Genomic DNA, 14,202 nt, shown 5'->3' with positions numbered 1-14,202 from the left:
GTCCGTTGGCCCGCAACGACGTCGCAGCCGCCGTGACCGAGGCCGGCTACACGCTCATCTGACCGCCCGCCCTTCCTTGCTACCCCCTCCTCCCTACTCCTCACCTCCTCAATTTCCGAAGGCAAAACAATGAACAACACCGAACTTCACGCTTCCACCACCAGCACCTCCGTATCCGCGTCCACCACCACCAGCCGCGGCAGGCGTGTCTGGCTTTTCACCCGGCACTATCTGGAAATGGTGGTAGCGATGATCCTCGGCATGGTCATCCTGGGCCCGGTCTGGTCCTTACTGACCAACGCCGCTGGCGTCTCTGCTGTGTTCGACCGGCCGGATGTGGCCTCCCTGGTCATGGCGACGAACATGACCGTCGCCATGGGCGCGTGGATGAAGTTCCGCGGGCACGGCTGGGCGCCGATTATCGAAATGGGCGCGGCCATGTACTTGCCGTTCATCGTGCTCTTCGTCCCGCTCTGGATGGGTATGATCGACGGCCACACCGTGATGGCCGCCGGACACCTGCTCATGCTGCCGGCGATGGCCCTCGCGATGCTGCTGCGTCTCGACGAATACACCCAGGACCATGCGCACCACCGCCAGCACTCCGCCGAACAGGGTCACCAGCACCACGCCCACGAACACGCTTGAGCCGGCTTACCGCTCCACCGCCGGGCTGCAGCTGCTTACCGAAGTAACCGCGGCCCGGCTTGAGGATCTCGCCGCCGCGGTCACCGCCGCTGGCTACACCCGGCGCCTCCGGCAGCACTCTCGCCTCGGTTACTGGATGCCGGTCAGCAACAATAGTGACAAGGGCTAACTGCGTACTAAGGTGCTGGTCATGCCAAAGTTCACCTGTCCTGATGGCCTCGCCGTTGCCTACCGAACCAGCGGTCAGGGCGCGCCTCTCCTGCTGTTGAGCGGCCAGGGTAACGGGATGGGCTGGTGGGATCCGATCGTCGCCGATTTCGAGTCCGACCATCTGGTCATCCGTTTCGACTATCCAGGCACCGGCGGCAGCGACACGCCGGCGGCCGGCTATACCCTTGGCCGGTTCGCCGATGATGCCGCGGCACTGCTGGACCATCTGGGGATCGAATCGAGCGCTGTCTACGGCACGTCAATGGGTGGAAAGGTGGCGCAGCAACTGGCTCTGCGCCACCCTTCCCGCGTCAGCGCCCTCGTCATCGGCTGTTCCTCCACCGGAGGACCGAACACGCTCCGGATGTCCAAAGAGATCGGCTCCCGAATCGCAGATCCGGAGACCAAGGAAGCGGTCCTGACGGACCTGATGTATTCACCTGCTTGGACAGCCTCGCATCCTCGGCCTTACGCCACGTTGGGCGAAGCAACCACTCCCCAGGCCCGCCTGGGCCATCAGCGGGCAAGCAACGGCCACGACGCGTGGGACCAACTGGGGGCTATCTCTGTGCCCACATTGGTCCTGCACGGCAGCGATGACCTCATGGTTCCACCGGCCAACGCTGATCTCCTGGCCGACCGGATTCCCAACGCCCAAGTACGGATCATTCCCGGCGGACGCCACGCGTACTTCGAAGAGTGCCGCGAGGTCGCCAGCCCGATCGTCCTGGACTTCCTCGCAGGAGTGCTATCCATGCCTTCGGGCGACTCGAAATAAGCACTATTGGACTGCCCTTGGGCCAGCGTCTAGCGTAAGTCTTATGTCAGGGGAACCCGCAGGAAAAGCAACAGCAAAGTCGACCAACAATCCGCTGCTTGTACTGGGGAAAATCACGTCTATTCTCGATGCCTTCTCCCTGACGCGGCCGGTGCTGACGCTGGCCGATATCCGGGAGGCCACGGGAATGCCGACCTCCACCGTGCAGCGGTTGGTCACCAACCTGACGTCCCAGGGCTTCCTTGACCGCGAGGAAGATGCCTACCGGATCGGCCTCAAAATGGCGTACTGGGCGGCGCCGGCGACGCGCGGCAAGGCAGTGCTGGACGTCATCGGCCCGCTGCTGAAGGACCTGCGAGACACCACGGGCGAGACCGCCTGCTTCTTCCGCGCCGAGCAGCACTACCGCGTCTGCGTAGCCCTGGCGGAAACCCGGCACGCACTCCGGCGGGAAATGCACCTGGGCAAGATCCTGCCGCTGCATGCCGGCTCGGCCGGCCGGGTCATTCTCGCCTGGGACCCGGAGCTGCTGGCCGAACTGGTCAAGAACCCGCTGCCGCCGCTCACCGAGTCCACGATCACCAGTTCCGAAGACCTCGAGACAGTGGTGAAGCAGACGCGGACCGACGGTTTTGCCATCACCACAGAAGAGCGCGAGTCCGGGGCATCCGGCTTGTCCGCCCCGGTCTTCGACTCCGCAGCCGGCTTGGTCGGCGCCGTGACGATCAGCGGCCCGACCATGCGGATGCCCCGGCAGGTCTGCGAGGACTGGGTCGAGACCCTCCTGCAGACCGCCGAACGCATGACGCGGCTCATCGGCGGGCGCTTCCCCGGCGAGCCAAAGGCCTAGGTCTGCAGCATTCCGGCGTCGGGTAGCCGGCCGCCGTCGGGCAGTGAGTTAACGACGACGGCGATGTCCGCGCCGGCTGCGCGCATCGCGGCGGCGTCCGAGGCGACCAGCACGTCGGCGAAGTTCTCCCGATAGTCACCCAGATCTTCCGAGACGGAGCCGACGACGGCGAAGACCTGCAGGCTTCGGCCGGACCTCCGCACGCGATGCAGGATGGTCGAGATGATCTTGCCTTCCGCGGTCTGCGAATCGAGACGTCCTTCGCCGACCACCACGGCGGTAGCCTGCTCCAGCTCTCGGTCGAACCCCACGGCATTGAGCACCGTGTCGGCGCCGGAGACCAGTTCCGCCCCGAAATGCGCCCACATGCCGCCGGCAAAACCACCGGCGGCACCGCTGCGTAGTACACCGGTCGGGTCGCGCGGGAACTCCGATGCCTGCCGCGCCAACCGTTCCTCAAGCACTTTCACGGTGGCGGGATCGGCGCCCTTCTGCGGTCCGAAGACCCGCGCCGCGTCCACGAACGTGGTGGTGACATCGGAGAGCACGGTCAGCTGGGCGCCGCGCAGTCCGCCGGCGTCCTGGATTGCCCGTATAGCCCCGGAGCCGCCGTCGGTAGTTGCCGAACCGCCCGTAGCGACCAGGATCTTCCGCGCACCGTGACGCACGGCCTCGGCGATCATCATCCCGGTGCCGTAAGTGCTGGCCGACACCGGGTCGCGGTCACCGTCGTGCGCCATGGTGATTCCGCCGGCCTGGGCCAGTTCGACGACGGCGGTGCCACCATCCGCCGTGATCCCGATTTCCGCGCGGGCCGGCATCCCCCAGGGATTCTGTACCTCCACAGGCACGGGCACGGCACCAAGCCCGCGGCAGAGCGCCTCGAAGGAGCCCTCGCCGCCGTCGGCAACCGGCGCTGGACCGTTTGGCCGCCGGCGTCGGCAAGCCCTGCGGCCACGGCTGCGGCGACTTCGGCCGCGGCATAAGTCCCTTTGAAGCTGTCCGGTGCGATCAGGATGCTCATGCCCACGCGTCCGGGTTGACGGCATGCGGCGGGATCCGGCCCTCGGCCATGGCCACCGCGTTCAGCGCGCTCAGCCGCGCCATTTCGCTGCGCACCGGGACTGTGGCACTGCCGACATGCGGCAGCAGGACCGTGTTGGGCAGCTCCGCCAGGCCCGGGGCCAGTCGGGGTTCGTCCTCGAAGACGTCCAGCCCGGCGCCGGCGATCGTACCGTTCCGCAGCGCTTCCACCAGTGCGGCTTCGTCTACGATCGGCCCGCGGGCCGTGTTGATCAGGATGGCGCCGGGCTTCATCCGCTCCAGCACGTTGGCATTCACCAGGTGCCTGGTCTGCTCATTCAGCGGGACATGGACGGAGAGGAAGTCGCTGCGCTCCACCAGCTCGGTCCACGGCACCTGCCGGACCTTGCCGGCGAATTCGCCCAGCTCCTCGTCGCTGACCGGCCGGTCCCCCGGCGGTCGCGGCGCGAAGATCACCTCCATGCCGAAGCCCAGTGCCCGGCGGGCGGTGGCACGGGCGATCCGGCCGAACCCGGCCAGCCCCAGCATGCGGCCGGACACATCGTGGCCGAGCATCAGTTCGGGCTCCCAGCCGTGGAATTTCCCCTCGCGCACCAACCGGTCCGCCTCCACTACCCGCCGGGCAGTCCCGAGGATCAGCAGCAGCGCGATGTCCGCAGTCGCGTCCGTGAGCACGCCCGGCGTATTGCCCACCATGATGCCGTTGGCGGTGGCCGCGTCCACATCAATATTGTTGTAGCCCACCGCATAGTTGGAGACACCGCGCAGCCGCGCCCGCGACAACAGCGGCGCGTCAACCTGGTCACGCAACTGCGTCAGCACGACGTCGTAATCGCCGGAGGCGCAGAGCTCGCCCAGCGTTTCATAGTCCGGCGGCTCCGGCAGGACGGTGACCTGCCCGGCTGCCTCAAGCAGCTCCAGGCCGGGCGAGGGAACGGGTGTAGTGACGAGGAACCGGGCGCCCATTCAGAGCCCCATGTCGCATACGGGTTCGCGGTCCGAGACGATGACCCATTCGAAGGCCTCCGCCTTGGAGCGGGCGCCCTGGGCCGACTTGGAGCGGTTGGGCTCGCCCAGTTCCGCCAGCAGTTTTTCGGACAGGTCCACCAGTCCGGCGAAGGTAGCCGGCGTGAGCCCCTCGGGTCGGGTGGCGAAGAGGATGTCCTCGGTGGAGGTGTTGCCGCTGGCCCCCGGGGCGAAGGGGCAGCCGCCCAGCCCGCCCAGGGCCCCGTCCACCAGAGTGGCGCCGGCCGCGATGGCTGCCAGCGTGTTGGCCACGCCGAGGCCCCAGGTGTCGTGGCCGTGGTAAACGATCCGCCGTGCCGGGGACTCGTCGCGCACGCGGGAGATGAGGCTGGCTACCTGTGCCGGGACCGCCTGTCCCAGGGTGTCACAAATAACGACGTCGCAGGTGCCTCCCGCCCGCGGGTCATTGGCAATGGCGAGTACCCGTTCCTCGGGCACGCTCCCCTCGAACGGGCAGGTGAAGGAGGTGGCGATGCAGAGCTGGATCTGCCCGTTGACGGCGCGGGTATGCGCCACGGCCTCCGGCAGCGCGGCCAGGCTGGCGTCGGTGCTGCGGCCAATGTTGGCCTGGTTGTGGGAGTCCGAGGCCGAGAGGCAGTACTGGAAGTTCCGTGCCCCGGCCGCCGCCGCCTTGGCCACGTGTCCGGGCGTTGCCACCCAGATCCAGCACTTCTGAAGCTCCTCCGGAGTCAGTGCCTGCACCACTTCAAGCGTGTTGGCCATGGTCGGCACCAGGTCCGCCCGGGCCATGGAGCCCAGTTCGATGGACGGTACGCCCAGCCGCAGCAGCTCGCGGACGGTCTCGACCTTGCGTTCGGTGGAGAGCATCTTGCCGGTCAGCTGCAGCCCGTCACGCAGCGTGACGTCCCGCAGTTCCGCGCGGGGTTCCAAGGTGAAACTCATACCTGCAGTGCCTCCTCGCGGCTCGAGGCCGCATTGATTTGTTCGGTGTCCATGCCCAGCAGTCCGCCGAGGACTTCGTCTGTATTCTCGCCCAGATCAGGGCCGAGGTTACGGATGGGCAGCGACTTACCCCCGATCACCGGCACGATCCCCGGGAAGCCGACGTCGGAAAGAACTTCCTCGCCCGTGGACACGTCGAACTTCTGGATCATGTTCCGCGCCGCGTACTGGTCATCGGCGACGATGTCCTCCGCTGTGTAGATGGGGCCGGCCGGCACGCCCGCGGCGTCCAGCGCGGCGAGGGCGTCCGCGGCCGGGAGCTCGGCGGCCCATTCGCCGATCGCCGCATCCAGTTCCTCGCGCCGCGCCCAGCGGAGGGCGTTGGACTGCAGCCCCGGGTCAGCTCCCAGGTCCGGGCGGCCAATGGTTTCCATGTACCGCAGGAAGATGCCGTCGCCGTTGCCGGCCACCACGATGCTGGCGCCGTCCGCGCAGACATAGGCGTTGGACGGGGCGATGCCTTCCATCCGGCCGCCGGTGCGTTCGCGGCGCACGCCGTACGCCTCATAATCGGGCACGAGCGATTCCATCATCGAGAACATCGCCTCGTTCAACGCGACGTCGATAATCCGCTCCGGCAACGCAACAGCGGAACCCGAGCTCCGCCGTCGTGCTTCGCGCTGGAAGAGGCCCATCATGGAGCCGAAGGCGGCGTACAGGCCGGCGATCGAATCGCCGATCGAGACCCCCACGCGGACCGGGGCGCGGTCCGGATCCCCCACCAGGTTGCGGAAGCCGCTGTAGGCCTCGGCCACCGCGGCGAAGCCGGGGCGTTCGGACAGCGGGCCGGTCTGGCCGAAGGCGGAGACGCGCGTGATGATCAGTTCCGGGTTGGCCTCGTTGAGCACCTCGGGACCCAGCCCCCACTTCTCCAGGGTGCCCGGCCGAAAGTTCTCCAGCAGGATGTCCGACTTCGCGGCCAGCTCCAGCACCGCCTGGCGGCCCGCATCCGTGCGCAGATCCAGCACCACAGACTTCTTGTTGCGGTTGATGGTCCGGTACAGCATGGACGTGTCGCCCTTGTGCAGGCGCCAGTTCCGCAGCTCGTCGCCGGTGCCCGGGCGCTCCACCTTGATCACCTCGGCGCCGAAATCGGCCAGCAGCCGGCCGGCAGTGGGGGCGGCAATGTAGTTGCCAAGTTCAAGAACGCGTACGCCGTCCAGCGGGGCGATAGGTGTCTGTGTCATAACTCTTTCCTCGATAGTGCAGTACGTCTGTTGGCCGGGGGCCGGTCTAGAAGAGCAGGCTCATCGGCAGAATCAGCAAAATTGCGACGACGGACGCCACCGACACGCCGACCGTCACCGATTTCAGTGCGCCCCGGACGCTCTGGCCGAGCAGCGACTGCAGCAGCCAGAAGGTGTTGCTGGTGACGTGCACCATGAACAGCGAGCCGGCGCCGGCGGCGAGGGCGATCAGGACGGGGTCGATGCCGATGGCGGGAGCGATCGGGGCCAGCAGGCCCGCGGCGGTGATGGCCGAGAGGGTCACGGAGCCGACGGCGATGTGCAGGAGGGCGGCAATGCCCCAGACCACGAGCAGCGGAGCCACCGTGCTGGCGGAGAAGAATCCGCCGAGGATGTCGCCCAGACCGGCTGCGCCCACGGTTGCAGCGAGCGAACCGCCGACGCCGGTCAGGATGAGGATCTGTCCGCTTTCCTTGAAGCCCGTGGCGATGGCGGTTTCCACCCGCTTCTGGCCCACCGTGTACCGGCCCATGATGCCGGTGCCGATCAGGCCGATCAGCAGGGCAATGACCGGCTCGCCCAGCAGCTGCAGCCAGGCCATCTCGATCTTCAGGATTTCCAGGATCGCGCCGGCGCCGATGAGCAGCAGCGAGACCAGCAGCGGGGCGAAGAGCACCAGCAGCGGAGCTTCGCGTTCCTTGTCCGACTCGGCGACGGCGACCGAAGCGCCGGCCGGGACAGGTTCAGCAGCGGAACCGTCACCGTTGGAACGGCCCGTGGCGCCCGTGGTGCCCGTGCCGTTGTCGGTGCTGCCGCTTCCGGCACCGGTTTCTGTACCGGCCGCAATCGTCGCGGTCCCAGCGGCGGAGGTATCGTCGTCGTCCTCGTCGAGGTAGATGTGGTCCTCATCCTTCTCTTCGTTCCAGAAGCCCCTGCGGAACAGGAACGTCATGATGGCGATCGAGATGATGATGGTGGGGACGATGAGGATCAGGCCGAAGATCATCATCTTGCCCAGCGGCACACTCAGCAGGCCGGCAAGGGCCAGCGCCGCGACACCCGGGACCATGAAGACGATGCCGCATTCGAGCGCGATGGCCATGGCCGTGGCCATCCGCGCCGTGCCCAGCTTGCCGATCCTCGGCGCGAGCTTGCGGGCCAGCGGAGCGGAAATCACCAGCAGCACGTCCAGGAAGATGGACTGCAGTGCGGTGCCGAGGGCCAGGCCCATCGTGTAAGGCAGCCGCTTGGGCCCAAAAGTCTGCAACAGGTGCTCCACCAGGCGGCGGATTGCTCCGGTTTCGTTCAGGATGGAGCCCATCAGCACGCCGAAGGCAATCAGCAGGCCGACCTCGACCATGATTTCGCCGAATCCGCCGGTGATCGTCTCAACCGTCTTGGTCACGCCGAGCCCGGCCGAGAGCCCCAGATAGACGGAGCCGATAACCAGCGAAATAACGGGGTTGACCTTGAACCTGACAATCAGCACCACGGTGGCAAGCACAGCCACCGCAGTGTTGATCAAGATAGCCATATCGGACATGGGAAGAATCCATTCAGTCGAGCCTTCAGCACTGGAGGCTGCGTACGAGTTTAGCTGTGACGGGAAGCACAGCGATCATCCCATATTATGGGTTCTGACTCACATTACAAGACTTGGACCAAAATAATTACGACGGCGACAATCTGTTGCCCCACCGCTGGCTCGTCCCTCTGAATTCCTATCGCAGTCTTGCCGGCTTCGAACCTCCTGATACTCCCCGGTGCCCGGTGTTATCCGGTTCATACATGCGGCCTTCGTCACCCACACGGCGTCGAAGCCGCACATCATTGTCGGTGCCGGCTTTTAGACTGGCTGCATGGCTGAATCAGAGGCGCCCGCAGGAGACATCGTCGTTTATGTCAGGGGCGACGCAGTCCGCCTCGATGTTCGTTTCGACGGAGACACCGTCTGGCTGTCTCAGGCACAAATCGCTGAACTGTTCGGCACCACCCAGCAGAACGTCAGCCTTCACATAACCAACATCATCAATGAGGGCGAGCTCGACCCCGATTCAACTCACAAGGATTACTTGTTAGTTCGCCGGGAAGGTAGTCGTTCAGTTCGCCGCGCAGTCGCACATTACAACCTGGACATGATTATTTCGGTCGGGTATCGCGTCCAGTCGAAGACTGCCACACTGTTCCGGATCTGGGCCACTCAGCAGTTGAGGGAATACATCGTCAAGGGATTCGTTCTGGACGATGAACGGCTAAAAAACCCGGATCGACCGTTTGACTACTTCGACGAACTGCTCCAGCGGATCCAGGACATCCGCACCTCGGAACGTCGCTTTTATCAAAAGATCACCGACATTTACGCTCTCAGCACGGACTACGACCCTACGGATCCGCACAGTATCGATTTTTTTGCAACGGTTCAGAACAAGCTGCATTGGGCTATCACCGGTAATACTGCAGCGGAGCTTATCCACGCCCGCGCCCGCGCCGACGAGGCCAATATGGGGCTCACAACATGGCGGGGGTCGATGCCACGAAAGTCCGATGCGACAATCGCCAAGAACTACCTGACGGAGCAGGAACTCGCGGACCTAAACAATTTGGTTGAACAGTTCCTGGTTTTTGCCGAAGGACAGGCCCGCCGCAAGGTTTCGATGAAAATGGCAGACTGGATTAGCAAACTCGAAGCTTTCCTCACCCTAAATGACAGGGAAAGCCTCAAGCACGCCGGGAAGATCAGCCGCCATCTGGCGGAAGACACTGCCCGCTCCGCGTACGACGAATTTCATAGGCGGCGGGTCGCCTCGCAGGACATGGCGCAGAGCGACTTCGACGAGTTTGTTGCTCGGACTATTCGAAATGACGGACCTTCAGCGCCCTCGCCGACGATCGCCAAACAGCCCTCACCAGCGCCCGCCTTTGATCCTGCCGAGGAGGCACCCTCTAGTACCTTCGATTCAGCAGACCTGCGCCGTCGCGGATTTACCGGCTTCCTTTCGCTAGGAAATCTGGATCTTCAACGAGTTCCCGTAAGCCCCGGCCTGTACGCAGTATTGAGTAATGATCCCGAGCGTTTGGCTGCAGCACCCAAGAACGTTGGCGGGTGGTTCAAGAGAAAGGACCCCACGGACGACGTCGAGAAATTATCGCGACGCCTCAGCCTCCACGTCCCGCTCCTCTACATCGGCAAGGCTGATGCGGGTAGCAAGGGGAACCGTGGTCTGCGGGCACGAATTAATGAGTTCGTTCGCTTTGGCAACGGCGAGCCTGTCGGACATTGGGGCGGACGGTATTTATGGCAACTAGTTAATCCACAGGAGTTGGTGTTGGCTTGGCTTCCAATCGATTCGGGGCCAGCCAGCAGCCTGGAATCAGCGATGCTCGAAGAGTTTTACAATCTGTACGGTCAGTTACCTTTTGCCAACCTCCGGCGCTGACAGCGGTAGGTTCTACCTCCACGAAGCCAGATGGGATTCACAGCCGACCTCCGTGCCGCCGTCGTTGTTGGTTTGCGTTAAGTTGTCGGTGTGCCCGTCGTTATTTGGTTAGCAGTAGCGCTTCGAAGGACTCGTTGACCCCGTCGACGTCGAACTCCTTCGGGTCAATAGTTGCGCCGCGCTGCAGGCCCAGCCACTCGCGGAACTCCTCATGGTCAGGGTGCCCAGGATTGTTGACGGCGTCGACTTTGTCCATCCAGCCCCACACTCCCCCGCTGTCCTCGCGCGGCGCCTGCCCGCGGCCGCCGGTACAGCGCGGGAGCCGGTCGCCGTCGGATGGGTCCAGCACCTTCTCCAGAGTGATGACGTGCTCCCAGTCGTCGCCGAAGTCATAGGTGTAGACGAATTTTTCGCCCTCGGCCTCGAGGATTTCATGCAGGGAAACGGTCCGCTCGTCGATTTCCGGGTCGCCGAAGGGCTCCGGATCCACCGGTCCGTAGAGCGTTCCCGGCCAGTCGCCCACACGGAAGTTATGCAGGTGGTAGTCCAGCCATTCGAACGACGCCTGGATGATGTTATGCAGCTCGTCCAGCCGGACGGAGGCCGGGACCAGGATCCGGCGCCAGATCGGCGGCTTGGAGTTTCGGAGCATGATCTTCAGCTGATAAACGGACGACGGCGGAGCCGGCTTGCGCTTCTCCGCCGCCTGCTCGCGCTCCTCGGCTTGGTCTGCCGCCCAGGCGGCTCGCGCCGCCACCATTTCGGGATGATCTTCCGGGTAGACAACGTCCAGGTCGAACTCGTCCTCGAAGGCCTCCGCAACACACTGGATCACCGGGGCCGGCACTCGAATGTGGGTGTCGATCTCCAGGAGCCCGAGCTCGGCCAGCGCCTTTAGCCGGGTGAAGGACATCCGTGTGACGATGCCGGCCATGGCCTTTTCGTCTTCCGGCGCATAGTCCTCCGCCGCAAGGAGCCGGTCGACCTCTGGCGGATCATCCGTGGTCGCGGCGGCCAATACTGCTACCTGGAGGATGGCTGATGACTCTTCCCAAGGCCCGAAACCTCCCGTTTCCAGGACAGCGTCGCGCAGGAACTCGCCGATAAAGAAGCGGTAATCATCCGCCATTTCCGATGGGCTGCCGCCCAGAAAGGCATTTGGATCGCCATGCGGAATAGCCTTGGTGGCGAGAACCTCGATCATTTCCGTTTCAATGAACGTGTTCCAGATCTGGCTCAACAACGGTATGTCATGCATGGACTGCACGGTCATGGCCTCGGGTGAGGCCTGTTCGGGGGAAAGCTCAGCAAGGCCGGGAATGACCTCTTCAGTGGCTGGCTGCCGTTTACTTGCGCCACGGGCGGATACGCCCACGCAGGCGGCAGCCGCCTCAATGTCCTTCAGCCGCAGTACCCCGGTAGCCGTGACTGGCTTTCCATCGCCAAGCCACTCCAGCAATGCACGCGCCCGTTGGATCAGGGGTAGCGCCTCCAGAGCCGCTGCTGCGTCCTCCTCCGACAACTCGGGCACCGTGATCACTGGCATTCCCGGTGCTGTGTCATCCTCCCTCACTAGGGCATGTACGGCGTCATAGTCCGCCTCGGTTCCGCTCCAGTTGCCGGATTCGTGCAGGAAATCGATGAACAGATGCAGGACACTGAAAATCATCGGCGCACGGTCCGGATCCGATTCCCCTATCATTTCCAGCACGGCCGCAAATGAGCCGGGTTCGAAAGCGGTGGCTGAAGCGATGCCTGCTTCCTCGAAATATGCCGCGGTTGCTGCGGTCACTACCTTCAGGCAGACCAGAGCCTGGTCCGTCGGACCGAATGACTGCGCAAACCAGTCGACGAAGCCGGGAACCAGAGGGGCAAGCGCCCGCTCAGCCCGGTAGCTGCTCAGCGAGACGGCAGAGCTTGACGACGCCGGGGAATGCCCTGACTTGGAATGCCGGGTGGCCTTTTTGGCCGAGCGGTTCTTGTTCTTCTTCGCCACTGACAGTGCCCTTCGCGAGAGTGGATGTGCCTCCCCAGTACGCTACGGGGCGGGTGCCCGCTGCTTCAACTATTAGCGCTGCACCAGAACTTCCGGGTCTTCGGCAGCCAGGGCGCTGACCGTCTCGTCATAGAGGGGCGCCGGGCCTTCGGCTGTTACCGCGCCAGCCGACGGTGACCGGGGTGGCATGGTCGCGGCAACGCGCGGCGGGGCAACAGGAGCGGCAGGAACGACGGGAACGGCCGAAGCGGCAGCCGGCATAATTTCTTCAGCCGACCAATCGCCGTCGTACTCGTGGGAGTAGTAGCCGTGCGCGGCGGCTTCGGCCTCGGCAATCGCCTCTTCCTCGGCTCGCTGCTGGGCGACTTCGGCGCGCTTTTGGTACATGTGAACGGTCAGGTGGGTGATGGCCAGCAGCACCACCGGCGGCATCGCGGCCACCAGCGCGGACACGATCGGCGGAATGCCCGACGCCATCTTGTCCACGGTGAGGATCGCGTGCACGGAGTTGGCGGCGGTGGAGACGATCGCGCCGAAGAACAGCAGCGACCAAGGGTAGATCATCGCACGGCGGCCGTGGCCGTTCAGCGCGACAATTGCCACGGTGGAAGCGACGATCATGCCGTCCACGATGATCGGCCAGATCCAGGCCAGATGCGGTTCGATCCCAGAGCGCTGCGCCAGATCGGTCAGGGCGGCGAAGGAAAGTACGAAGGCGCCGACCGCGATCAAAACCGTGGCGCCGACGGCGGTCCTCAGGACGGCCTTGTGCGGCTCGTTGGGAATATTGGCCATGTCCGTGGGCTGCCTTCTGTTTGAACCGTGCCGGCGGACCGGCAGGGACGCTGACGGCCCCGGAAGATTCTACTGTGGCAACACCAGCGTTCGGCGCATTTGGGCGAACGACGTCGGGTGCCCGGCTCTTGTGAGCCGGACACCCGCCGTCGTCGTTCGGAAATTTGAGCTAGGAGAGCTTGGATGCCACCAGCGAGGTCAGATCCACCAGGCGGTTGGAGTAGGCCCACTCGTTGTCGTACCAGGCGACAACCTTGACCTGGTTGCCGATGACCTTGGTCAGGCCCGAGTCGAAGATGGCCGAGGCGGGGTCGGTGACGATGTCCGAGGAGACGATCGGCTCGTCCGTGTAAGTCAGGATGCCGGCCCACTGCTCTTCGGCCGCGGCGGCCTGGTAGGCGGCGTTGACTTCCTCGGCGGTGACCTCGCGGCCAACGGTGACGGTCAGGTCAGTGGCGGAGCCGGTGGGGACGGGGACGCGGATGGCAAAGCCGTCCAGCTTGCCCTTCAGCTCCGGCAGCACCAGGCCGATGGCCTTGGCGGCGCCGGTGGAGGTGGGCACCATGTTCAGCGCGGCGGCGCGGGCCCGGCGCAGGTCCTTGTGCGGGCCGTCCTGCAGGTTCTGGTCAGCGGTGTAGGCGTGGATGGTGGTCATCAGGCCGTGCTCGATGCCGAAGTTGTCGTTCAGCACCTTGGCCAGCGGGCCCAGGCAGTTGGTGGTGCAGGAGGCGTTGGAGATGATGTTGTGCGCGGCGTCGTCGTACAGCCCGTCGTTGACGCCCATGACCACGGTGAGATCCTCGCCGGAGGCCGGGGCGGAGATCAGGACCTTGCGGGCGCCGGCGACCAGGTGCTTCTCGGCATCCGCGGCGTTGGTAAAGAAACCGGTGGATTCGATCACGATATCCACGCCCAGTTCGCGCCAGGGCAGGTTGCCCGGATCGCGCTCGGCCAGCACCTTGATGGTCTTGCCGTCGACCACCAGGTTGCCCTCATCCACACGCACCTCGGCGGCGAGCCGGCCGGTGACCGAGTCGTACTTGAGCAGGTGGGCCAGCGTCTCGGGGCTGGTGAGGTCATTGACCGCCACGATTTCGAGATCTGCGCCCAGCTTGCCCTGCTGCAGAGCGGCGCGGAAGAAATTGCGGCCGATGCGTCCGAAACCGTTGATTCCAATACGAGTGCTCATGTGGAGGTTCTCCTTCAGCGCGACAGCGCTATTTGATTTAGTGTCTAAATTTAAACTCCATTACTATTGTCTAGAACAA

13 protein-coding genes are annotated in these 14,202 nt (G+C 64.6%); 5 read left to right on the top strand and 8 right to left on the bottom strand.

Annotated features, from left to right (window positions below; genetic code table 11):
• Positions 1-129 precede the first annotated feature (129 nt).
• The 4 genes from B0G38_RS17180 to B0G38_RS17165 are packed head-to-tail and all read left to right on the top strand — an operon-like array spanning position 130 to position 2,486.
• A complete protein-coding gene (locus B0G38_RS17180) occupies positions 130-648 on the top strand; it encodes a hypothetical protein (RefSeq protein ID WP_264670539.1) in 519 nt (172 codons plus the stop codon).
• Positions 584-817, top strand: a complete 234-nt coding sequence (locus B0G38_RS17175; protein WP_264670538.1) for a hypothetical protein — start codon at positions 584-586, stop codon at positions 815-817. Before B0G38_RS17180 ends, B0G38_RS17175 begins: the two co-directional genes overlap by 65 nt.
• Positions 818-838: 21 nt before the next feature.
• The gene (locus B0G38_RS17170; protein ID WP_264670537.1) at positions 839-1,636 is read left to right on the top strand and encodes an alpha/beta fold hydrolase; all 798 of its coding nucleotides are present in this window, start codon (positions 839-841) and stop codon (positions 1,634-1,636) included.
• A 43-nt stretch (positions 1,637-1,679) separates the two neighbouring features.
• Positions 1,680-2,486, top strand: a complete 807-nt coding sequence (locus B0G38_RS17165; protein ID WP_264670536.1) for an IclR family transcriptional regulator — start codon at positions 1,680-1,682, stop codon at positions 2,484-2,486.
• Here the strand turns inward: B0G38_RS17165 and B0G38_RS17160 are convergent.
• Genes B0G38_RS17160 through B0G38_RS17140 form a run of 5 tightly spaced genes read right to left on the bottom strand, consistent with a single transcriptional unit; the run spans position 2,483 to position 8,249 of the window.
• Positions 2,483-3,535 (bottom strand): glycerate kinase family protein, encoded by a 1,053-nt coding sequence (locus B0G38_RS17160; RefSeq protein WP_264670535.1) that lies wholly within the window; start codon positions 3,533-3,535, stop codon positions 2,483-2,485. The genes B0G38_RS17165 and B0G38_RS17160 overlap by 4 nt on opposite strands.
• A complete protein-coding gene (locus tag B0G38_RS17155) occupies positions 3,507-4,496 on the bottom strand; it encodes a 2-hydroxyacid dehydrogenase (protein ID WP_264670534.1) in 990 nt (329 codons plus the stop codon). The genes B0G38_RS17160 and B0G38_RS17155 overlap by 29 nt, the downstream gene beginning before the upstream one ends.
• Positions 4,497-5,459: a beta/alpha barrel domain-containing protein gene (locus tag B0G38_RS17150; RefSeq protein WP_264670533.1), complete on the bottom strand. Its 963-nt coding sequence runs from the start codon at positions 5,457-5,459 to the stop codon at positions 4,497-4,499. It lies immediately after the preceding gene.
• Complete coding sequence (locus B0G38_RS17145; protein ID WP_264670532.1) at positions 5,456-6,706, bottom strand: CaiB/BaiF CoA transferase family protein; 1,251 nt, start codon at positions 6,704-6,706, stop codon at positions 5,456-5,458. Before B0G38_RS17145 ends, B0G38_RS17150 begins: the two co-directional genes overlap by 4 nt.
• Positions 6,707-6,752: 46 nt before the next feature.
• Positions 6,753-8,249 carry a GntP family permease gene (locus B0G38_RS17140; protein ID WP_264670531.1) on the bottom strand — a complete coding sequence of 499 codons (1,497 nt, stop codon included), beginning with the start codon at positions 8,247-8,249 and terminating at the stop codon, positions 6,753-6,755.
• Positions 8,250-8,565: 316 nt separating this feature from the next.
• Here B0G38_RS17140 and B0G38_RS17135 point away from each other — a divergent pair, with 316 nt between their 5' ends.
• Complete coding sequence (locus tag B0G38_RS17135; RefSeq protein ID WP_264670530.1) at positions 8,566-10,143, top strand: virulence RhuM family protein; 1,578 nt, start codon at positions 8,566-8,568, stop codon at positions 10,141-10,143.
• Between the two features lie 100 nt (positions 10,144-10,243).
• On the opposite strand, the gene B0G38_RS17130 is transcribed toward B0G38_RS17135, so the two are convergent.
• The 3 genes from B0G38_RS17130 to gap form a co-directional block, all read right to left on the bottom strand.
• Positions 10,244-12,139: a plasmid pRiA4b ORF-3 family protein gene (locus B0G38_RS17130; RefSeq protein ID WP_264670529.1), complete on the bottom strand. Its 1,896-nt coding sequence runs from the start codon at positions 12,137-12,139 to the stop codon at positions 10,244-10,246.
• A 72-nt stretch (positions 12,140-12,211) separates the two neighbouring features.
• Positions 12,212-12,934 carry a DUF2637 domain-containing protein gene (locus B0G38_RS17125; protein WP_264670528.1) on the bottom strand — a complete coding sequence of 241 codons (723 nt, stop codon included), beginning with the start codon at positions 12,932-12,934 and terminating at the stop codon, positions 12,212-12,214.
• Positions 12,935-13,103: 169 nt separating this feature from the next.
• Positions 13,104-14,123, bottom strand: coding sequence for a type I glyceraldehyde-3-phosphate dehydrogenase (gap, locus tag B0G38_RS17120; RefSeq protein ID WP_264670527.1), 1,020 nt, complete (start codon positions 14,121-14,123; stop codon positions 13,104-13,106).
• Positions 14,124-14,202 lie beyond the last annotated feature (79 nt).

This window comes from Crystallibacter permensis (genome assembly GCF_025960875.1).
Classification (GTDB): domain Bacteria; phylum Actinomycetota; class Actinomycetes; order Actinomycetales; family Micrococcaceae; genus Crystallibacter; species Crystallibacter permensis.
This window is presented reverse-complemented; position numbering and strand designations above follow the sequence as displayed.